The organism is Gilliamella sp. Nev3-1 (assembly GCF_001690435.1).
GTDB classification, from domain to species: domain Bacteria; phylum Pseudomonadota; class Gammaproteobacteria; order Enterobacterales; family Orbaceae; genus Gilliamella; species Gilliamella apicola_C.
The window spans coordinates 36018-58405 of sequence record NZ_LZHN01000020.1 but is presented as its reverse complement, the minus strand read 5'-3'; the positions used below and the strand labels follow the sequence as shown (position 1 = coordinate 58405).

The 22388-nt window shown below is 36.2% G+C and carries 19 protein-coding genes, 4 tRNA genes and 1 pseudogene; 6 read left to right on the top strand and 18 right to left on the bottom strand.

The genetic code is table 11. The features are described 5' to 3' along the window. From tuf to tcdA, 7 genes are all read right to left on the bottom strand, one after another. Positions 1–807 (bottom strand): elongation factor Tu (gene tuf, locus A9G40_RS04405; RefSeq protein WP_065582066.1); only part of this gene is annotated, 807 nt, incomplete at its 3' end. Between the two features lie 184 nt (positions 808–991). Next, positions 992–1067 (bottom strand) — tRNA-Thr (locus tag A9G40_RS04400). Positions 1068–1070: 3 nt separating this feature from the next. Beyond that, positions 1071–1145 (bottom strand) — tRNA-Gly (locus A9G40_RS04395). Between the two features lie 55 nt (positions 1146–1200). Beyond that, positions 1201–1285, bottom strand: a tRNA-Tyr gene (locus A9G40_RS04390). Positions 1286–1318: 33 nt separating this feature from the next. Then, a tRNA-Thr gene (locus A9G40_RS04385) sits at positions 1319–1394 on the bottom strand. A gap of 162 nt (positions 1395–1556) precedes the next feature. Then, complete coding sequence (gene adhE / locus A9G40_RS04380) at positions 1557–4241, bottom strand: bifunctional acetaldehyde-CoA/alcohol dehydrogenase (protein WP_065582065.1); 2685 nt, start codon at positions 4239–4241, stop codon at positions 1557–1559. A 304-nt stretch (positions 4242–4545) separates the two neighbouring features. Further along, positions 4546–5340 (bottom strand): tRNA cyclic N6-threonylcarbamoyladenosine(37) synthase TcdA, encoded by a 795-nt coding sequence (gene tcdA / locus A9G40_RS04375; RefSeq protein WP_065582064.1) that lies wholly within the window; start codon positions 5338–5340, stop codon positions 4546–4548. A gap of 282 nt (positions 5341–5622) precedes the next feature. Between tcdA and A9G40_RS04370 the strand changes: the two genes are divergently transcribed. Both A9G40_RS04370 and dhaL read left to right on the top strand, forming a co-directional pair. Beyond that, a complete protein-coding gene (locus tag A9G40_RS04370) occupies positions 5623–6627 on the top strand; it encodes a dihydroxyacetone kinase subunit DhaK (RefSeq protein ID WP_065582063.1) in 1005 nt (334 codons plus the stop codon). A gap of 1 nt (position 6628) precedes the next feature. Beyond that, complete coding sequence (gene dhaL, locus A9G40_RS04365; protein ID WP_065582062.1) at positions 6629–7258, top strand: dihydroxyacetone kinase subunit DhaL; 630 nt, start codon at positions 6629–6631, stop codon at positions 7256–7258. Positions 7259–7448: 190 nt separating this feature from the next. Here the strand turns inward: dhaL and A9G40_RS04360 are convergent. After that, positions 7449–8209 (bottom strand): IS5 family transposase gene (locus A9G40_RS04360; RefSeq protein ID WP_141675187.1). Its coding sequence is split into 2 segments (ribosomal slippage): positions 7449–8005 and positions 8005–8209, totalling 762 coding nucleotides; the frame shifts between segments, so codons are not numbered across the junction. 220 nt (positions 8210–8429) lie between these two features. Continuing rightward, on the bottom strand, positions 8430–9275 hold the full coding sequence (locus tag A9G40_RS04355) for a DMT family transporter (RefSeq protein WP_065566497.1): 846 nt from the start codon (positions 9273–9275) through the stop codon (positions 8430–8432). Between the two features lie 121 nt (positions 9276–9396). Here A9G40_RS04355 and A9G40_RS04345 point away from each other — a divergent pair. Continuing rightward, a pseudogene (locus A9G40_RS04345) lies at positions 9397–10478 on the top strand (IS3 family transposase). A gap of 159 nt (positions 10479–10637) precedes the next feature. Next, positions 10638–10793 carry an integrase core domain-containing protein gene (locus tag A9G40_RS15740; RefSeq protein WP_141673618.1) on the top strand — a complete coding sequence of 52 codons (156 nt, stop codon included), beginning with the start codon at positions 10638–10640 and terminating at the stop codon, positions 10791–10793. 51 nt (positions 10794–10844) lie between these two features. Here the strand turns inward: A9G40_RS15740 and A9G40_RS04335 are convergent, their stop codons facing one another. From A9G40_RS04335 to A9G40_RS04305, 7 genes are all read right to left on the bottom strand, one after another. Then, a complete protein-coding gene (locus tag A9G40_RS04335) occupies positions 10845–11507 on the bottom strand; it encodes a class II aldolase/adducin family protein (protein ID WP_065582061.1) in 663 nt (220 codons plus the stop codon). Positions 11508–11534: 27 nt separating this feature from the next. Next, the gene (locus A9G40_RS04330; protein WP_065582060.1) at positions 11535–13598 is read right to left on the bottom strand and encodes a BglG family transcription antiterminator; all 2064 of its coding nucleotides are present in this window, start codon (positions 13596–13598) and stop codon (positions 11535–11537) included. A gap of 93 nt (positions 13599–13691) precedes the next feature. Beyond that, a complete protein-coding gene (locus A9G40_RS04325) occupies positions 13692–15077 on the bottom strand; it encodes a PTS galactitol transporter subunit IIC (RefSeq protein WP_065582059.1) in 1386 nt (461 codons plus the stop codon). 10 nt (positions 15078–15087) lie between these two features. After that, positions 15088–15366 (bottom strand): PTS sugar transporter subunit IIB, encoded by a 279-nt coding sequence (locus A9G40_RS04320; protein WP_065566501.1) that lies wholly within the window; start codon positions 15364–15366, stop codon positions 15088–15090. Positions 15367–15375: 9 nt separating this feature from the next. Beyond that, positions 15376–15867, bottom strand: coding sequence for a PTS sugar transporter subunit IIA (locus tag A9G40_RS04315; RefSeq protein WP_081302145.1), 492 nt, complete (start codon positions 15865–15867; stop codon positions 15376–15378). Positions 15868–16416: 549 nt separating this feature from the next. Next, entirely contained in the window at positions 16417–17772 is a 1356-nt protein-coding gene (locus A9G40_RS04310) for a PFL family protein (protein ID WP_065582058.1), read from the bottom strand. Positions 17773–17809: 37 nt separating this feature from the next. Beyond that, positions 17810–18079 carry an ACT domain-containing protein gene (locus A9G40_RS04305; protein ID WP_065582057.1) on the bottom strand — a complete coding sequence of 90 codons (270 nt, stop codon included), beginning with the start codon at positions 18077–18079 and terminating at the stop codon, positions 17810–17812. 145 nt (positions 18080–18224) lie between these two features. Between A9G40_RS04305 and A9G40_RS04300 the strand changes: the two genes are divergently transcribed. Next, positions 18225–19439, top strand: coding sequence for a pyridoxal phosphate-dependent aminotransferase (locus A9G40_RS04300; protein WP_065582056.1), 1215 nt, complete (start codon positions 18225–18227; stop codon positions 19437–19439). A 151-nt stretch (positions 19440–19590) separates the two neighbouring features. On the opposite strand, the gene A9G40_RS04295 is transcribed toward A9G40_RS04300, so the two are convergent. Next, positions 19591–20349 (bottom strand): M48 family metalloprotease, encoded by a 759-nt coding sequence (locus A9G40_RS04295; protein ID WP_065582055.1) that lies wholly within the window; start codon positions 20347–20349, stop codon positions 19591–19593. A gap of 154 nt (positions 20350–20503) precedes the next feature. Here A9G40_RS04295 and queA point away from each other — a divergent pair, with 154 nt between their 5' ends. Then, positions 20504–21532: a tRNA preQ1(34) S-adenosylmethionine ribosyltransferase-isomerase QueA gene (gene queA / locus A9G40_RS04290; protein WP_065582054.1), complete on the top strand. Its 1029-nt coding sequence runs from the start codon at positions 20504–20506 to the stop codon at positions 21530–21532. A gap of 98 nt (positions 21533–21630) precedes the next feature. Here the strand turns inward: queA and A9G40_RS04285 are convergent, their stop codons facing one another. Beyond that, on the bottom strand, positions 21631–22311 hold the full coding sequence (locus tag A9G40_RS04285) for a M48 family metalloprotease (protein ID WP_065582053.1): 681 nt from the start codon (positions 22309–22311) through the stop codon (positions 21631–21633). Positions 22312–22388 lie beyond the last annotated feature (77 nt).

Here is a 22388-nt window from a genome sequence, read left to right as displayed (position 1 = left end):
ACCTTCGTCAAGTAATTTACGGAACATTTCAACACCAGTACAAGTGGTTTTAGTTGTTGGTTTGATACCCACGATTTCAACTTCTTCACCCACTTTGATTACACCGCGTTCAACACGACCAGTTACTACTGTACCACGACCTGAAATTGAGAATACGTCTTCAATTGGTAATAGGAATGGTTTATCAATATCACGCTCTGGCTCTGGGATGTAGCTGTCTAATGCTTCAGCTAATTCAACAATTTTGTCTTCCCACGCTGCTTCGCCTTCTAATGCTTTAAGCGCTGAACCACGGATTACTGGTGTGTCATCACCTGGGAAATCGTATTGAGATAGAAGCTCACGGACTTCCATTTCAACTAATTCTAATAACTCTTCGTCATCAACCATATCACATTTGTTTAAGAATACGATGATGTAAGGAACACCTACTTGACGACCTAAAAGGATGTGCTCACGAGTTTGTGGCATAGGACCATCAGTTGCTGCTACGACTAAGATAGCACCGTCCATTTGTGCCGCACCAGTGATCATGTTTTTAACATAGTCAGCATGGCCTGGGCAGTCTACGTGCGCATAGTGGCGAGTTGGTGTATCGTATTCAACGTGTGAAGTATTGATGGTGATACCACGTGCTTTTTCTTCTGGTGCGTTATCGATTTGATCGAATGCACGAGCTTGACCGCCGTATTTTTTAGCAAGAACAGAAGTAATTGCTGCAGTTAAAGTTGTTTTACCATGGTCAACGTGGCCGATTGTACCAACGTTAACGTGGGGTTTTGTACGTTCAAATTTTTCTTTAGACATCGATTGTCCCTCAAATGTAATACAAATCGGTGGCGATTCACCACATTAACCAAGTATCATATTTAATATCAACATAATACTAACTTAAAATTAGCTCTGAATAATAACAGATAAAGCTATCTAGTGACAAGCATTAAAAGCAGTCAAATTTAATATTTTTAGAAGTTTAGGAGAATAACAAGAATGGTGCTGATAGGCAGATTTGAACTGCCGACCTCACCCTTACCAAGGGTGCGCTCTACCAACTGAGCTATATCAGCAATTGGAGCGGGCAGCGGGAATCGAACCCGCATCATCAGCTTGGAAGGCTGAGGTAATAGCCATTATACGATGCCCGCATGTTCAAACTCGGCTACCTAAATGCTTCAATTAGCTATTGCTAACATTAGATGATGGTGGTGGGGGAAGGATTCGAACCTTCGAAGTGTGACACGGCAGATTTACAGTCTGCTCCCTTTGGCCGCTCGGGAACCCCACCCCGAATCTTTATAAATTTGTCTACTTAGGAAAATGGTGCCGGCTGCCGGAATCGAACTGGCGACCTACTGATTACAAGTCAGTTGCTCTACCTACTGAGCTAAGCCGGCCTAAGTGCTGCGCATTATGAACTAGAACATTTAACCTTGCAAGCAAAAAAAACAAATTTTATTTTGTTTGATTAAAAAAAAATCAAAAACATAAAAAAGACCTGAAATTCAAACTATTCCAGGTCTTTTTTTAATCAAAGTGTAAATTTATATTATTTCTTTTTAGCTAGTTTTTTTAGAACTCTCCACACCTTTTGCTGCGGTATGTACAGCAACATCCTCACTAATGTCCCCTCTATCCTGATATGCACGACCATAATAAGTATCAAGCAGAATTTGTTTTAACTCTGCAATTAAAGGATAACGAGGATTTGCCCCTGTACATTGGTCATCAAAAGCATCAACAGCCAATTGATCAACCTGTGCTAAGAAAGTGTTTTCATCGACTCCAAATTCCTTAATTGAGAATGGGATATCAAGATCTTTTCTAAGCTGATCTAACCAAGCAATTAATTTCTCGACTTTCATCTCATCTTTATCAGTAGCTGCGGTTAAACCTAAATGATCAGCAACTTCTGCATAACGGATAATTGCTTTAGGATAACCATATTGGCTAAATGTGCCCTGCTTAGTTGGTTTGTCAGTTGCATTAAAACGCACCACATTACTAATTAACATCGCATTTGCCACACCATGTGGAATATGGAAAGCTGCCCCAATTTTATGCGCCATTGAGTGACAAACGCCAAGGAATGCCTGAGCAAAAGCAACACCGGCTAATGTTGCTGCACTATGCACTTTTTCTCGAGCAACAGGATTTTTGGCACCTTCTTTATAACTTGTCGGTAAGTAGGTTTTTAACAGACTTAATGCTTGTAAAGCTTGGCCATCAGAAAACTCACTTGCCATCACCGACACATAAGCTTCTAAAGCATGTGTTACTGCATCATAACCACCAGCAGCACAAAGTGAGCGAGGCATATTCATCACTAAATTTGCATCAACTATTGCCATATGAGGCGTAATAGCATAATCCGCTAATGGGTATTTTTGACCTGTTGCATCATCAGTAACAACGGCAAACGGAGTCACTTCAGAGCCTGTACCTGATGTGGTTGTTACACAAATAAGTTTTGCTTTTTGTCCCATATTTGGGAAATGACAAGCACGTTTACGGATATCCATAAAGCGCAATGCTAATTCTTCGAATTTAGTTTCAGGATGCTCATATAAAACCCACATGATTTTAGCCGCATCCATTGGTGAACCACCACCTAAAGCAATAATGGTATCCGGTTGGAATGCTTGCATTGAGTCGGTACCTTTACGGACAACACTTAATGTTGGATCTGCTTCAACATCAAAGAAAGTTTCGCAAATAACACCTTGTGCTTCTAATTGATCAGTGATTTGTTTTGAATAACCGTTGTTAAATAGGAATTTATCCGTTACTAAAAATACGCGTTTTGCGCCTTGCTCAACCACTTCACTTAAAGCAACAGGTAATGAGCCACGTTTAAAATAGATAGAACTTGGTAGTTTATGCCATAACATATTTTCTGCTCTCTTAGCGATTGTTTTCTTATTGATTAAGTGCTTTGGTCCAACATTTTCAGATACCGAGTTTCCACCCCAAGAACCACATCCTAAAGTTAAAGATGGTGCTAAATCAAAATTATACAAATCACCAATACCACCATGAGCTGCTGGTTGATTAATTAAAATACGGCAAGTTTTCATTTTACTACCAAAATAAGCAATACGTTCACGGTTGCTATCTTGATCAGTGTAAAGAACAGAAGTATGCCCCATTCCCCCCATTTCAACTAACTTTTCTGCTTTATCAACAGCCTCATAAAAATCTTTCGCTTTAAACATAGCAAGCGTTGGGGAAAGTTTTTCATGGGCAAATGGCTCAGATAAATCAACATTATTCACTTCACCAACCAGGACTTTTGAACCAGCAGGCACTTTAAGACCTGCCATTTCAGCAATTTTTGTTGCTGGTTGACCAACAATATTGGCATTTAATGCACCTTTATCGTTTAAAATGATGCCTTGCACTGCTTGTGTTTCTTTAGCATTTAAAACATATGCGCCATATTGGGTTAATAAACGGCGCACTTCATCATACACAGAATCAACCACGACAATAGCTTGTTCTGAAGCACAAATCATACCATTATCAAAGGTTTTAGACATAAGTACAGAAGCCACAGCACGTTTTAAATCAGCTGTTTCATCAATAACAACAGGTGTATTACCCGCTCCAACACCTAATGCTGGTTTACCTGAACTGTACGCTGCTTTGACCATACCCGGTCCACCCGTTGCTAAAATAGCAGCCACATCATCGTGATGCATTAATGCATTTGATAATTCGATAGATGGTTCATCAATCCAACCAATAATATCTTGTGGTGCACCCGCTTTAATTGCCGCATCTAACACAATTCGAGCTGCTTCAATCGTTGATTTTTTGGCTCTAGGATGTGGAGAGAAGACAATTGCATTACGTGTTTTTAGACTAATTAAGGATTTGAAAATTGCGGTAGAAGTTGGATTAGTGGTAGGAACAATTCCACAAATAATACCAAGTGGTTCTGCTATAGTAATAGTACCAAATGGTTCATTCTCGGCCACGACGCCACAAGTCTTATCGTGACGATATTTATTTAAAATATACTCAGCGGCAAAAAGATTTTTTATGACTTTATCTTCAACAATTCCCATTCCTGACTCAGCAACAGCTTGCTGTGCAAGAGGGATACGCGCAGCGGCAGCGGCTGTTGCGGCTGCTACAAAGATTTTGTCGACTTGCTCTTGAGTATAAGTTGAATAAGTCTCCTGTGCTTTTTTCACTCGAGCCATTAACTCATTTAACTCATTCATATTAGTTACTGCCATAGATTTCTCCTTGAAATTAAAAAATAAATCGGGATCGTTTGGCGTCTTCCATGAAACTATTTAATGCTTAAGCATAATAACAAAACGAAATTAGCACTATCCTAAATCAGATTTTTAATTTATACAACAAGATATTAAACAAAAAAGTAGTTTAATAATAGAACAAGGATTTTTAAGAAGAGAAAAAAAATTGAATAATAAAAATAGCAACAGATAAACAACTATTTCTAATAAAAAAAATAGTTGTTATTGAACGTAAATCATAACATAAAAAAGAAGCCGATTGTTTAGTTCAAAATATAAATCATAAATGACATAATCTATTTAATACATAACTCACAGCAACAAAACCAAAAGTTGCTGTGACTGTGGCAATTGCCCCAAATCCTGATTCGCAGTCCATTTTTTTAGGACCGTCTGCGTCACTTTTGGTAAAGCATATTTGCCCATTTTTAGCTGGATAAATTAGTTGTTCGGTAGAATAAACACATGGAATGGCAAATTTACCTTTACTGTCTTTATTAAGTTTATAATGATTTTTCAATTTTTCGCGTAATTTAGCGGCTAATGGATCTTGAATTGTTTTTGCTAAATCAGCAATTTTAATTTGGGTAGGATCTTTTTGCCCACCAGCCCCACCGATGGTAATCACCTTTAATTTCTGTCGCTTACAATATGCAAGTACAGCCGCTTTATCATTTACACTATCGATAGCATCAATAATATAGTGATAACGAGGTGATTGTTTTGTGCCCAAATATTCACTGACATTATCTCCATTAATGAAATCATCAATTTCATTCACAACACATTCAGGATTGATTTGTAAAATTCGTTCAGCCATAACCGATGTCTTTGCTTTACCAATATTGGATTTTAACGCATGAATTTGACGGTTAGTATTTGTAACGCAAACATCATCCATATCAATTAAGGTGATTTGACCAATACCACTACGCGCTAGCGATTCAGCAACCCAAGACCCCACGCCGCCAATACCAATCACACAAATATGCGCTTGCGAAAAGCATTGTAAAGCTGATTGTCCATAAAGCCGTGCAATACCACTAAAACGTTGAAGATAAGATTCTGTATTCATAGATAATTCTTGATGATGGTTATACTCAAATATCAGCTTTTTTGAAAACTTTACAAATTATAACTGCAATATTCTTTTATAAACAAGTTATTAATATGTATTGGTGCTATTATGTTCTTTCAAGAATAAACAACTAAATTTCTAGCTCTCATAAAGATCAACTAAATCATCCCGATGATGCGCAATAAGTAGGATATTATTTGTCATTAATTGTATTCGTTTGAGTTATTAATTTTCCCTACAATAAAACGTTGTTAACTATAATTAAAGAGGAAATAAAGAATGCGCAAACCCAAAAAACTACTTAATGATCCCAATAATGTAAGACAAGAAGTCATGCAGGGATTGATCTATGCCTATCAGGGTAGATTAACTGCAATTTCTGAACATTGTGCCGTTTATGGAAACCATATTGCTAACGATCAAATTGTTATTGTCTCGGGTGGTGGTAGTGGACACGAACCAACCTTTGCAGGATTTATTGGTAAAGGCGGTATTGATGGCTGTGCAATTGGCGAAGCTTTCACATCGCCATCTCCAGATCAAATTATTGAAGTCACCAAAGCTATAGAAAAAGGAAAAGGCGTACTATTTTTGTATGGCAACTATTCTGGTGACGGAATGAATTTTGATATTGCAGCCGAAATATTAGGAGAAGAAAATATTGTCATCAAAACGATTCGAGCAACGGATGATATTGCTTCAGCACCATTATCTAAGATTTCTGATCGCCGTGGCGTTGCTGGTATTATGTTTTTATACAAAATTGCTGGCGCTGCCGCACAATTTGAAAAATACGATTTTGAAAATCTCTACCAAGTTGTATCAAAAGCAAACAACAATGTTCGTACCATCGGTGTCGCCCTAGATGGATGCGCATTACCTCAATCAAATCATTTCAATTTTGAATTAGATGATAACGAAATTGAGATTGGTATTGGTATTCATGGTGAAGCTGGATTACGTCGACAAGCTATAACATCATCTGATGAAGTTGTTAAAGAGATGATAGACAGCCTGTGTGATGATTTACCGTTTAAAAAAGGCGACCGCGTGTGTGTATTAATTAATAATTTAGGCGCACTGAGTAACGCTGAACTGTTCATTGTAACACGTAAAGTCGGTATTGAGCTGGATACACGCGGCATAATCAGCCACGATGTCGTTGTTGGCCATTTTTGTACATCCCTTGAAATGTCTGGTTTTTCAATTAGCTTAATGAAATTAGATGAAGAATTACAACATCTTTATGATTTACCTTGCCAAACATTAGGATGGAGGAAATAGAATGAATTTATTACAAGTTCGTAAAATGATGTTATTTACTGCCGAAAAAATGATCGAAAGTGAACCAACATTAACCGCTTTAGATCAATTAGTGGGCGATGGTGATCACGGCATCGGTATGAAACGTGGATTTACAGCTATCATGGTGCTACTACAAGACGAAAAATTTCAACCAACGAATATAGGTGATTTTTTTACGCAAATTGGTACAAAATTAATGATAAGTATGGGCGGAGCTTCTGGCGCTATTTTTGGTACTTTATTTAGAGCGGGCGGAAAAAGTATTACAGGCGTAACAGAGTTTGATTCCGATACATTATCAAAACTCCTTAACGAAGGTTGGCAGGCAGTCTATCAACGCGGAAAAGCCAAACCAGGGGATAAGACTATGGTTGATGCCTTAGCCGCTAGTGCAACAACCGCAAGTCAATTAACATCTTCGAAATTAATGGATGCGCTACCTAAAATAGCACAATCTGCTATGGAAGGCGCGGAAAAAACGAAACAGATGATTGCTGTATTTGGACGAGCTAAAAATTTAGGCGAACGCGCAATTGGTCACATGGATCCAGGAGCGGCCTCAATGGCGTATATTTTGAAATATATGAATGAATATATCCAAACCCAATAAAACAATAAATCCGCCGACATCATCGGCGGACATCATCATCGCAATATCGATAAAAGAATATTCTAAGTATCATTGATAAAATGTCTAACTATTCAAACAACATCCAATTTTTAAAATAAAATTTTTTACTGATTCACTATTTTTCTATTAATTGACTAGGGGCTGTTGATCTTTGCTGTACATAAATTACTCAACAATACATTGGCAGCCACATTAACATAAATGCCAGTGATACCATACTGGCATAATTCCTTTCTAACTTATCGTATCTAGTTGATATTGAACGATATTGCTTGATTCTAGCAAAGGCATTCTCGACTAAATGACGATAGCGATAAAGGCACCTATCCATACTGCTTTTATCTATATCCTTACCATAATTACGTTTAGCAATCACCGTTCGTCCGCCTTTTTGACGAACAAAGCACCGAAAAGGCTCGCTGTCATAACCTTTATCGGCTATCACTGTATTCACTTCATCGAGCTTTTCAACTAGGTTTTCTGCATAAGTGATATCATGTCGTTGTCCTTCAGAAAGCTCAAAAAAAATAGGCAAACCACCACTATCAACCGCAAGATGAATTTTAGTTGAATGACCGCCACAGCTCTGACCTATTTGCTCGGAATGCTCCGTTGCAGCGCCTGTACTATGTTGATGAGCCCTGATAATCGAGCCATCTAGGAACACCCATTCAAAATCCACTAGTTGTGATAAATGTTTGAAAATATCAACTAATATTCCTTTTTAGACCACAAATTAAATCGCCTATAGACGGTGCTCCATCCACCAAACTCTTCTGGCAAATCTCGCCAAGGAATACCGGTTCTCATTCGGAAAAGGATCCCTTCAAACGTCATCCGATGCTCGGATTTATTATAAACTCGGCCGGTATTTTTCATTATTTGTAGTAGCTTTTCCCACCGTTTATCTGTTAGCATTGTTCTTGGCATGATGAATCGAGTTAGGGTTGTTTTTTGCAGAATTATTATAACTCACATCATGCCGTCTAAAAAACAATCACGAAAGATCAACACACTCTAATTCTTTGAATTATTTGAATTCTTTTTGATAGAAAGTTGTAACTAATTTTCCATCCGCTTTAGCAACTACAAAAAGTAAAAACTGAATTCTAAATTGTACCGAATTCAGTCTTAAAAAAGGATAGAAAAGTCATTTATTTTTAGCAAAGAAAATCCCGACTATAACAATAAATATTCCTAGAATCTCTTGGAGAGATAGATTTTCATGAAAAAGAATATAAGCATATAATGCGGAAATAACAGGCTGCATAAGAACTAATATTGATGCAAGGCTAGCAGATATTTTTCCTAGAATATAGCTAAGGCCACCTTGCCCTAGTATTTGGGAAAAAATAGCTAACCCAATAAGAGGCCATAGTTCTCTCCAACTTGTAGGGTAACTAACTCCCTCCATAATTAAACTGGCTAATAAAAGGACAACAACTGAGCCAAAGGCACTATAATACATAACTTGTACGCTAGATACTCTAGTTCTTACTTTGTAAACAATGAGTAAAAATAAGGCATAAAAAATAGATGTCATAAATGCAAGAAAATCACCAAAGACATTTCCTTCGTTAGTATTTTGTTTACCGGTGATCAGGATAAAAAGCCCTAATAAAGCTAAAAACAATCCTAGTAAAAATTTTTTTGATATTTTTTCTTTATATAAAAAATAGCAGGCCGGCACTATACTAAAAGGGACTAAATTTGCTAATAAATTTGCATTTGCGACTGTCGTATATGAGAAAGATATATTCCACAGTATTAAATCCCCTGCTAGAAATCCTCCAGAAATATAGAGTAAAAGTTTATCTTTACAGATCACTTTATTCCTTTTTTCTATTTTAAAAAAAGGATATAGTATTGGAATGCTAAACAGTACCCTATAAAAACCTGTACTAATAGGTCCTAATTCACTTAATTTGACAAAGATCCCTCCAGTGGCTAAAAATGACACAAAGAGTAATGTAAGGAAAAAATATAAATATCTCATTGAACGGCTACCTTAATATATTGTTTAGTATTTTTTATTGTTACAATGTGTAACTATCCCCTAAAATAGTACAGCAAAAAAGTAGAAAATTCTCTATGATAAAAGTAAAGGGGATTTAATTATGAAAAAAATGACTGAACATCAAATCGTCGCTATTTTAAAAGAAGCTGAAGCGGGTATTCCCGTTAAAGAACTGTGCCGTAAATAGGGCATGGCAAATTCAACTTTCTATAAATGGCGTGATAAATACGGTGGTATGGAAACCTCTGATATTAAACGTTTAAAGGAGCTTGAGGCCGAAAACCGTAAACTTAAACAGATGTTTGCTGAGCTCAGTTTAAAATCTCAGCTTCAGGAAGAAATCATAAAAAAGCTTTAGTGCCCACAAAGGCACGTAAAACGTGGGCACAGCAACTACAACAAAATCATTCAGTTACTATTGCTATGAGTTGTGCCATTGTTGGCTTAAGCCGTTGTGCTTACTATTATCAACCTAAGTTACTGGATGATTCGGTGATTATTTCGGTGTTGAATGCTATCACAGACCGGCATTTACGCTGGGGCTTTCCCAAATGTTTTAATCGCATCAGAAAGCTTGGCTATCAATGGAATCATAAACGGGTGTATCGGGTGTATTGTGAATTAAAGCTTAATCTCAGGGTAAAGCGTAAACAGCGCATTCCTCCACGAAACCCAGAAAGGCTATCAGCACCCAATAAACAAGGTGAATGTTGGTCAATGGATTTTATGAGTGATAGTAGTGGTAATCAACGTCGCTTTAGGACATTCAATGTCATCGATGACTTTAATCGTGAGGCGCTAGGCATTGATATTGCAGTAAGCTTACCGGCAGGGCGAATTACCCGTTACTTAGATAAACTGGCTGAATATCATGGGTATCCATTAAAAATACGAGTCGATAATGGACCAGAATTTACAGGAAAAACCTTTATAAACTGGGCTAAATCCCATGATATAGCCATTGATTATATCCAGCCCGGTAGCCCATATCAAAACGGGTATATTGAACGATTTAATCGCACCTATCGCACAGAGGTATTAGATTTATATTTATTTAATAATCTGGAACAAGTAAGAAAGGTAACCGAAGAATGGCTAACCAGTTATAACACCGAAAGACCGCATGAGGCATTAAATAACATGACACCGATTGAGTATAAAACACTAAAACAAGCAGCATGATTTTCTACGTGAGTTGTGTACTAGGTTTGGGGTATTTACAAAGTGAACACTTATTTGTTAAAACGTCCCATAGCCATCGTATTAATCAAAAATTCACCAAACCCGCCTGCCCACAAACGAATGGGAAAGCCGAAAGAGTGATACGAACTTTGAATTGCGATGTGGTATAATCAGCATATATTTAGCGATTCACAAGATAGAAAACAAAAACTGAAACGCTTTATTAATTTTTATAATACCGTTAAACCGCATAAAGCGATTTCAGGGAAAACGCCTTATGAGTTTTTAGAGGATTATTTTAACCATGAAGTGTAAACAACTCGGCGTTTTCCTACAATTAACGTATTAAAATAAATAGACTAAAAATTATTTTTTAAATTTAATTTGTGAAGGATAGGCCCAGCACTGTAACTCTTCTGGCGGAAATCCACCTGGATCTTTACCACCATTAATCAGTAAAGCGTGATAGTATATTTCAGCCATTTCTTCAATATATGCAGCTTTTAATACAGCTTCATAAGGATCTTTGTCTACGGCAATAGCACCATGCTTTTCCATTAAAATGGCATCAGCTCGTTTTATGGGTTCGATAACGCTATTTGAAAGGTCTGGGGTACCTGGTCGCCCATAGGGTGCAACAGGAATCACACCATCTTTTAAATTAAGAATTGCACACTCATAAACAACGGCAGGAATAGGTTTTGCTAATACAGCAAATGATGTTGCAAAAATAGAATGCGTGTGTGAAATAGCAAAAATATCTGGGCGAGCTTTATAAATTGCAAGATGCATTAAACACTCACTAGTTGGTCTCAATCCTGAATCGGCTTCAATAACGTTAGCATCAAGATCCATCACAACAATATCCCGAATTGTTAACAACTTTTTATCAATTGTTGTTGGCGTGACAAGAACATACCCCGACTCTTTATCACGAACGCTAGAATTACCTGCTTTATGTTTACAAAGTCCCCACTCACTCGATGTTTTAGCCATGTCGACCACATATTGTTTTTGTATCTCTAACATTGTGTAACTCCTATTTTGACAAGATATTCATTGATAATTGGCAAACAACTCCCAAATTTCATTGCTATTTTTGGCATTTCGTATGCGCGTTGCGCCTTCGTGAAATTCTAATAATTCATTTAATTGGGCAAGTGCTTTAAGGTGTTTTTGTGGATTATTTGTTGCTAAAACAACAATTAAATCCGCTTGCATATAACCACAAATAGTGATTTTTTCTGATAGTTTAAGTAAAGACATAGCGACTTTATTTACACCATCATCAATGCCAGCATGGGCAATAATTAACCCACCGACTAGCATAATGTAAGGTTGCTCAAATTGGATTTTATTCACCATTCTTTCAAGATAATCACTTTCTATGGATTGGTTGTTTAACAATGGCTGTGCGGCTAATGCCAATGCGTCCTCCCATGCTATATTCACTTTTTCTATAATGTTGATATGTTCTTTTTGCATTAAGTCGGCTAATGAGGGGATTTCTTGTTGTGTTATTAGTACGGGGTTATCATTCATTTCATCGTTATAAAGATATGCAGTTAACTCCTTTTGCAGTGCTTTTTGATCTTTGATATTGCTATATTTTTCAATAATAAACATCAGCTCATCAACTTGAATAATGCTAGGATCAATACCTTGTAAAGTGCCAATCACTTGATGACGAAAAGCATTTTTATGAAAATTATTCAGTGAAGGATTAACAATAAATAACAATTTATCGGTAGATAAATGTGAGGTAGAAAAAACAATATCATAATAATGATGATATTTTTCGAACTCACGTTTAGACATGGCATCAGAAAAATGTAATTCAGGAAGCAATACTTGTAAAGTCAGGTAAAGATAAGTTGAGACAGTTGCACTATTTTCGCAAACAAAAATTGCGATCTTCTTTGTTTTAATTCGGTTGATCAAACCTTCTCGAGTTAACCAACCGCCCAAAAGTACAGTAATAAAAGCGACTTCTTCATCTGGCATATTACAATGCAATATTTTTTCAAAAGGGGAAATCGCTTTTCGTACCATTTCATGTAAGTGACCAAACTCTTGCAATACAATGTCATATACACTGTTGATATTAGAAATATGATATCGAATACGATAATAAGCAGGTTTCCAATGCTGATAAATGCGTTCAATCAGTTCGCTCTTATCTTTAAAGGTGATACAACTAATCTGTTCAAAATTAGCAATAACCTCAACAACACTTTCTAATAGCACCGCATCTAAATGGAAATATTTATCGGATAGAGTTTGTATATTAGAGCTTTGCACTAATACCATTAAAAAAATTTGCTCATTAAGATCAGTAATACCAAATTTTTCAATGAGCTTTTTCAATAATTGAAAATCACGACCATTTGCAACTTCAGTATAATTTTCTGGCAAAAGCGCAATTTTTTTATCGGTTTCTATGCGCTGTAACATAAAACAAATAAAGTAAGTTAGCTCTTGCAACTGCTCATCAGTAAAAACAATTTTTAATTTCTTTTCTATTTCGCTAAATACCTGTCCTACTTGTTCTAAGCGGCCTTGGGTAATAATCTCATTTTCTCTAAAAATTTTGTCAGCTATTGGCATACTAATAATTCGACGAATTAATTTTAGCAACAAATAACGTTTGTCAATTTCATTACCGATAATACGATAACCATTCTCGCGGTCATAGTTGATTTGTAAATGATATTGAACAATCATTGCTTGTACTTTTTTGATATCATTGATAACGGTGTTTTGACTGACAGTAAGCGATGAAGAAAGATGTATTAACGACATCCTTTCCGTTCTAATTAACAGAAAAAAGAGTAGTAAATGAACTCGTTCATCTTCAGAATAAATATAACGTCCAATAGCAAGCGATACGGGCTCATCTCTAAAGGTTTCGATCACTAATTTAGGAACACTAAACTTACCAGTTTTAAATCGTTTAATTAATTCAAGATTAGATGATTCAAGAAAGTTATTAATTTTCTTAATGGTATAACTAAGCTGTTTACGAGTTAACCCAAATTCAGATTGAAGCTCAACGCCACTCATATTTGGATGATGAATTAATGCTTTTAAAACAGCATGAATTCGCTTATCGACAACCATATAACAATTACCTTATCGTTCGTTGCCTGATGGCAACTAACATTACCATCAGATTTACTGCAAATTATGTTCAACGAATACTTTAACTTTCATTTATTTATTATTTTTTTCTGCTACATCTTGTATCGCTTCTTTGCGTAGTTCACGTGCATAAAACAAATAACCCACACACCAATAAGCAGTAAAAATCAATGGCACAAAATAGCCTTGCAAACATTGCCAAATAAATGAAAAAGTATAGGTAAAAACAGGTGCATCGATAGAACTATTTGAAATTAACTGATTAGATGGAATATCAATAGCTTTAGTGGCTAATCCCAAATCGGTAATAATCGGAGCAAATTGAGTTCCAGCAAATAAAAAGAATGGCACTCCAATAATGGCTAAAATTACCATCCTTAATGTGTTTCCTTTAGTTAGAATATAAGCTGGAACAATAAGGGCAACATTAATAATACCAGCAAAAGGCAGAATTTTGTTACCTGGTAAAATAACAGCCCAAATTAAGGTAAAAGGAATAGCAACTATTACTGTAAACCAAATCTCGCTCGGACCACCCATAAATGGCCAATCTAAACCAACAAATAATTTACGACCAGCAAAACGTTTATTCATATAATCACTAATCGCCTCAGAAATCGGCGATAGTGCTTGCATAAATAATTTAGAGATCATTGGAAATAACATAAGAGCAGTAGCAGCTTGTACCCCAAGCATTAAAATAGCTGCAACATCATAGCCAGCAATAATCCCAAAAGTCACACCTAATAAAAATCCAATAACATGATTTTCAGCAAATACGCCAATCTTTGATCGTAACGTTGCTGCATCCATCGGTTTATTTAAAGTAGGTATTTTGCGTAGTAATAGATCAAAAGGATAATAAATTGCACTGAAAAACAGCATTCTATGAGTACAAGTTACACCAGGAATACCTGTTAGTTTTTCGATTCGATGTTGATTAATATCACCAGAATTAAGTTCTAGTATGATCTGCAAAGTAGCAATAATAAAGGCAAGAACCAAAGCCACAACAGAACCTAAAATTGGGGTAGCGACGGCAACAACAATAAATGCGGTAAAAATTTTCCCCCACACATTCCATAAGTCAGCATTAAAGGTATCGGTTTTTTTTAATACTAACATTAAAATATTAATACCCACTTGTAAAGGGAACATAAGAAAAGCGTACGGCCAAGCCCAAGATACGTTTGCCATGGTAGTCCAGCCACCATCAATAATGCTCAGTTCAATTCCTGTTCGCTCCATCATAGTTTGCGCAGCTGAACCAATAGCACCAACCATAAAACCAATCAACATACTCATTCCAACAAATGCCACACCTAGCGTAATAGCGGCCGAAGCGCCATCTCTAAATTTCATGCGTACAATTAAGCCGGCAATGAGCATAATAAATGGTACAAAAACTGGCGCACCTAAATTCAAAATATAATTTATAATTGTTCCAAGAAATTCCATATTTGTACTCCTATTTACAGGCATCAATAATTTTTTGTAGCTCCGCTTCCATATTTATTCCTGTTAGAAACGCAATACCATTGATGACAGGAATAGGGTACTGTTTTTCAATTTTAGTTATCGCTATATAAGCAGCACTATTTTTAATGTGAGTATCGACAGATTTCAGATCCACAACTTCTACTTTTATCTCATCAAGATTCCGTTCTTTTAATAAACGAGTAACCTTGCTGGCAACGGTTTGTGATGTAGCCACTCCACTGCCACATGCAACAATAACTTTTTTCATAAAGCCCCCTTATAAATTGATATTGGATGTCAATAGTGTAAAAATTTCATGTTCAGTTTTTGCGTGATAAAGTTCTTCTAAAAAACGCGAATTCACAAAGCAGGACATCAATTTTTGCAATAAATCAATATGCCCATCCTTTTGATTAAACCCTAGCAAAAACACAAAGTTAGCCTTTAACAAATGGTCATTATTTGCCATTTCACGCCATGGAATAGTTCCTTTGGATCGAGTAAAAAAGATAAACGGTCTAATAACATGTTCGACATCAGTATGCGGCATCGCAACCACATAAGGTTCAGTTGGTAATGCGGTAGGAAATGAAGACTCTCTTTGTTTAATTGCATCTAAAAAGGAATGATTTACATAACCACCACTTTTTAAAATAGGAAAAGTAAAATCGAAAAATTGATTTGTATCTTGAAAGTCTTTATCTAAAAGAATCAAATCTTCAAAAAACATTTGGTCGTTAGATTCATTTCCCATTTCGTCCTCCATCATGATGTGATCAGCAAACTTTTATAAATATTGTTAATTTGCTATTGCTAGAGTTAAATCAACACTAATTTGATAGCATCAATTGTAGGAAATTAAGATAAAAGAAACGAATGGAATTGGTACCAAATAATATCCATGACATTGCGCATCATTGGGAGAGTTAGGTATCCACGATTTGTTAAAAAATAGCCCGCCACAAACGGTAAAAAATTTTTTAGATAATGGATTTATTGCCAGGCTAATTAAAGCCTTTGGGTATTAATAATAATCGCTATATCTTAACTGTTAATAGGCATGGATCGTCAGGTGGCGAATAAAAGCTTAACCTTAGGGTAAAGCGTAAAGAGCGTATAGCTAAGCAAACCGCAGAAATGCGCTACCATACATTCAAATTGATAGGTTGAAGGAGAAAGGAATGAATCTGGAAATAATGAAGATGTTATTGAAGAAACGTATTTTGCTATTGCTAAGTAAGTTTTGCATTAAAAGTTTAATACTCTGCCAGCTTTAGTGCAGGCAGAGTAGGAGTATCAATTATTTAAAATTAATCTATTAGTTTTTAAATGAATGAATTGGAGCAGGTATTCGCCCTCCACGGCGAATAAAATCACATGAGCTAAAGTTATTTACTGGCATGATGGGCGCATGACCTAGTAAGCCACCAAATTCAATGTTATCGCCTACTTTTAAACCCACAGCAGGAATAATTCGAACTGCTGTCGTTTTATGATTAATCACCCCTATTGCTGCCTCATCAGCAAGGATTGCCGAAATAGTTTCAGCTGGCGTATCGCCTGGAATAGCAATCATATCTAGTCCAACTGAACAAACACAAGTCATTGCTTCTAGTTTTTCAAGATTCAGCGCGCCGTTATTTACCGCATCAATCATACCCGCATCTTCTGAAACAGGAATAAAGGCTCCGCTTAAACCGCCCACATGACCACATGCCATGACGCCACCTTTTTTTACTGCATCATTGAGCATAGCTAATGCTGCGGTTGTACCATGAGTGCCAACTGCTTCTAGCCCCATTTCTTCTAAAATATGTGCAACTGAATCACCAATTGCAGGGGTTGGAGCTAACGATAAATCGACGATGCCAAATTTAACGCCTAAGCGCTCAGAAGCCTCTTTACCAACTAGTTGCCCCATACGAGTAATTTTAAATGCTGTCTTTTTTATGGTTTCAGCAACAACGTCAAAAGGTTGCCCTTTGACTTTCTCAAGCGCACGCTTAACGACACCTGGGCCACTCACACCGACATTGATGACGCAATCAGCTTCACCTACGCCATGAAAAGCGCCAGCCATAAATGGGTTATCTTCAACGGCATTGGCAAATACAACTAACTTCGCACATGCCATACTGCTGTTATCGGCAGTTAATTGTGCTGCTTGTTTAATAATATGCCCCATTTGCTTGACTGCATCCATATTGATTCCCGTTTGTGTAGAACCAACATTTACTGATGCGCAAACGCGTTCTGTTTGTGCAAGCGCTTGTGGAATTGAATTAATTAAAATTTCATCACCTTTGTGATAACCTTTTTGTACCAGTGCCGAAAATCCGCCAATAAAGTTAACACCAACAGCTTTAGCGGCTTCATCAAGTGTTTTGGCAAATGCAACATAATCTTTATCTTCGCTTGCACCAGCAATTAACGATATTGGTGTGACAGAAATACGCTTATTGATAATTGGAATGCCAAATTCTGAGGTAATCTCCTCACCGACTTTTACCAAATTTTTAGCTAACAAATTAATTTTGTTATAAATTTTTTGACGTGCTTTCTCGCCATCGCTATCAATACAATCAAGGAGAGAAATACCCATGGTTATTGTGCGAATATCAAGCTTTTCTTCCTCAATCATTTTAATGGTTTCGAGGATCTGTTTTGTTTCCATTAGTACTATCCTTTTATACAAAAATAGAGAGTTGATATTACAAACGATGCATAGCATCAAAAATTTCTTCTCGTTGAATGTTGACTTTAACTTTTAGTTTTTTACTGGTTTGCGTCAATGTCGTTTTTACCTCATCAAAGGCCACATTGATTTTAGATAAGTCAAGCAACATAATCATCGTAAAATACTCATCCATAATTGTTTGGCTGACATCTAAAATATTAATATCTAATTCATATAATTTCTGACTAATACCGGCAATAATGCCAGTTTGATCTTTACCAATGACGGTTAAAATGGTTTTCATAACTCTCTCCGCACAAAATTCAGACAGTTAAATAATATTTATTGAGCTAGTTATAATAGCATCTTCAAAAATTATCTAAATAGGAGTAGATTGTTTTTTTCATTACATTAAAAAACGATCACAATAAAAAAGAAAGGGCGATATTATGGTAAATTTCCAAAAATCAAACAAATTGGATCACGTTTGTTACGATATTCGTGGACCAATTCTTGAGCATGCTAAAAGGCTAGAAGAAGAAGGTCAAACAATCCTTAAACTTAATATTGGAAATCCCGCTCCTTTTGGCTTTGCAGCTCCTGATGAATTGTTAGTTGATGTCATTAGAAATTTACCTTCTTCACAAGGATATTGTGACTCAAAAGGCCTTTACTCTGCCCGCAAAGCAATTATGCAACATTATCAAGCCAGAGGTATTAACAGTTTAGATGTTGAAGATATTTACATTGGCAACGGCGTATCGGAATTAATCGTCCAGTCTATGCAAGCATTGCTTAATAGTGGTGATGAAATTCTGGTACCTATGCCTGACTATCCACTATGGACCGCGGCAGTAAGTTTATCGGGCGGAAATGCGGCTCATTACTTGTGCGATGAAGAAGCAAATTGGTCACCAGATTTAGATGATATCAAACAAAAAATTACACCTAGAACAAAAGGTATTGTAATTATCAATCCCAATAATCCAACTGGTGCTGTTTATAGTAAAGAAATATTGCTTGAGGTTGCTGAAATCGCCCGTCAAAATAATCTGATTATTTTCGCTGATGAAATTTACGACAAAATTTTATATGATGATGCCGTACATCATTCAATTGCTGCATTGGCGCCTGATTTATTTGTTATTACGATGAGCGGTTTATCAAAAACATATCGAGTTGCGGGATTTAGACAAGGATGGATGGCACTTTGTGGTCCTAAGCATCACGTAAAAGGCTATATTGAAGGTCTAAATATGCTTGCTTCCATGCGCTTATGCGCCAATGTACCATTACAACATGCGATTCAAGGGGCTCTTGGTGGGTATCAAAGTATCAATGAATTTATTGTGCCAGGTGGTCGCTTATATGAGCAATGTATGTTGGCGTGGCGCCTACTGAACGATATTCCGGGTGTTTCATGTACTAAGCCACAAGGCGCTTTGTATTTATTTCCCAAATTAGATCAGAAAAAATTTAACATCCATAATGATCAAAAATTGGTATTAGACTTTTTGTTACAGGAAAAAGTGTTACTTGTACAAGGAACCGGTTTTAATTGGCATAAGCCAGATCACGTTAGAATTGTTGCTTTACCATATTTAGGCGACCTTGAAGATGCAATTGGGCGATTTGCTAAATTCTTATCTTTTTATAAACAATAAAAAGTCATTTTTAAACGGTTATTGTTAAATCTTAGTTTTTTGGTTGATGGATTCTGCAATAAATTCATCACCAAACCATTACTATCAAAAACAATCAATTAGATATAAAAAAAGCGCCATGAATGACGCTTTCATAATACAATCACAGAACTTATTTTTTTAACTCTGCAATTTTTTTACGAATATTATCTGCACGCGCTGATGAAGACGGATGGCTACTTAAGATTGAAGAATCACCACCACCTAACTTATCAAATGCAGTTGCAAGGCCAGTTGGATTGATTTTCTTCTTAACTAAATAATCGAAAGAATAGTTATCCGCATCTTGTTCTTGTTTTTGTGAGAACTGAGCATTAATTACTGCTGATGCTAAAGCACCTAAGCTAGAATTAGATAATGAAGCTAATTTTGCATTACCTGATGCTGCTGCTGCATCACGAGCGATTTCTGTTGCATAAGCCACTTGCATAGCTTTTTTGCTATGGCCTAAAGCAACGTGGCCTAATTCGTGACCTAAAACACCTTGAATTTCATTGTCAGTCATCATGTCCATTAAACCACTATATACACGAACACAGCCATTAGCCATTGCCCAAGCATTAACATCTTTTGTGATGTATACTTTATAGTTGATTGGAGTGCCATCTAAGTTATTACCTAGCGCTTTAGCGATTTTATTTAATCGTTTAGTATAAACACTATTTTTAGGAGCAATTCTTGATTGTGCATCCATTTGAGCACATGATTTTTGACTTAATGCTTTCACATCATTATCGCTTAAGGTTGCAGCTTTTAAACTTTTCATGCCAAGACTAGTTAAGTCATCTGCGCTCATATTTTTACAACCAACTAGTGACATTGCAGCAACTAAAGGAAGTGCAACTAGCAATGTTTTTTGATGTTTTTTCATGTTATTTTCCTTATATTAATATAACTTTTAATCGGCTAACTTCTGTTAGGCGCCTAAAATTTTAACGCAACTATTATAATAATCAACAAATAATTACTTGATTAGACATAATCAGGGCTTTAGACTAATGCCTCATTTTTTGAGGAATACAATTATGCAACTATCAGATTTTGACTTCTCGCTTCCAAAAGAGCTCATTGCGAAACACCCTTTAGCAACCAGAAGTGCATGTCGACTGCTATCTCTTGATAGTCGTACAGGTAAAATTGAAGATCAGGTATTTACTGATATTATCGATAAAATTAATCCAGGTGATTTATTGATTTTTAATAACACCAAAGTGATTCCTGCCCGTTTGTATGGAAAAAAAGCATCTGGTGGCAAAGTTGAAGTATTAATTGAAAGATTACTAGATGGTAATCGTGCTCTTGCGCATATTAAAGCCTCAAAATCACCAAAAGAAGGAACTGAGCTAATATTAGGTGAAAATGAACACATTAATGTGACCATGATAGCACGTCACGATGCTTTATTTGAATTACAATTCCCTGATGATGTGCTCAGTATTTTGAATAAAATTGGTCATATTCCTTTACCACCTTACATCGATCGTCCTGACAACGAACAGGATCGTGAAGTTTATCAAACAGTCTATAGTAAAGTGCCTGGCGCGGTTGCCGCACCTACAGCAGGTCTTCATTTCGATAAACCTTTATTAGAAAAATTAAAACAAAAAGGCGTTGAAATGGCTTTTGTTACTTTACATGTTGGAGCGGGAACATTTCAGCCTGTTAGAGTTGAAAATATTGAGGCACATATTATGCATTCAGAATATGCTCAAGTCCCCGATTCGGTTGTCGATGCCGTATTAGCATGCAAAGCCAGAAACAATAAAGTGATCGCAGTAGGGACTACATCGGTTCGCGCTTTAGAAAGTGCCGCACAAAAGACAGGAAAAATCGCTCCTTTTTTTGACGATACCCAAATTTTTATTTACCCAGGCTATCAGTTTAAGGTTATTGACTCACTTATCACAAATTTTCACCTACCGGAATCAACTTTGATTATGCTTGTTTCTGCTTTTGCTGGTTACGAAAATACCATGAATGCTTATCAGCATGCTGTTAAAGAAAACTATCGTTTTTTTAGCTACGGTGATGCTATGTTTATTTCGGCTTCGTGATAATAAATCTTAAAAAGCGGTTAAATAAATAGCCAAATAAAATTGAGCTAAGTGCAAACCTAGTTGGCTATTATTTAACTGATCGCACAAATAGCTATTTACCGCTTTAGTCTAGCAATAATATTCTTTATTCGTTTTATTCTTGAAGGATGTGATGTTGGTTTATTGGTTGAGTGAATAGGCAATTTGGCTAACATGTCAACTAAACTCATCGGATCTATGTTTTTACTTATTAATAAATCAAAAGCATAGTTATCAGCTTCAATTTCATATTGTTGAGCCACGTCTTTTTTAGCAATAACAACAAGTTCACCAATTTTATCAGTAAATTCGATATAAGGCGCTTGCTTAAATAAGCTAATAGCATGTTTAAGTGCGATATGCGCCTGCTCATGGGCAAGTACTGCCTGTAACTCATTATCATTCAACAATTTCATCAAACCACTGTTTACACGTATACAACCATTAGCGGTAGACCATGCATTAGGTTCAGTATTAATATAAACTTGATAATTTATCTCAATATTATTAGCCTTGCTAGGCAGGGTTTTAGCAATTTTATTGAGCCTTTGGCTTAAAGCATGGTAATCAGGAGGAATGACTGCCCGCTTATCTATTTCAAGGCAAGCCATCTGACTAATTGAAAAAATATCATTTTCAGATAACAATTGAATCCGATCGGAAGTAATCACTTTGGGATAAGTTTTTTTACTTTGAATTTGACACCCAGTGAGAAAAAATATCGACCAACCTGACAATAGTAGAATAATACGTTTCAAACGATTCAAAGCCCCTTCAAATATTGTTTATTTTAGTCAAGCAAGATAAACTAGGTCCCGCAAATTAATGATGCGAT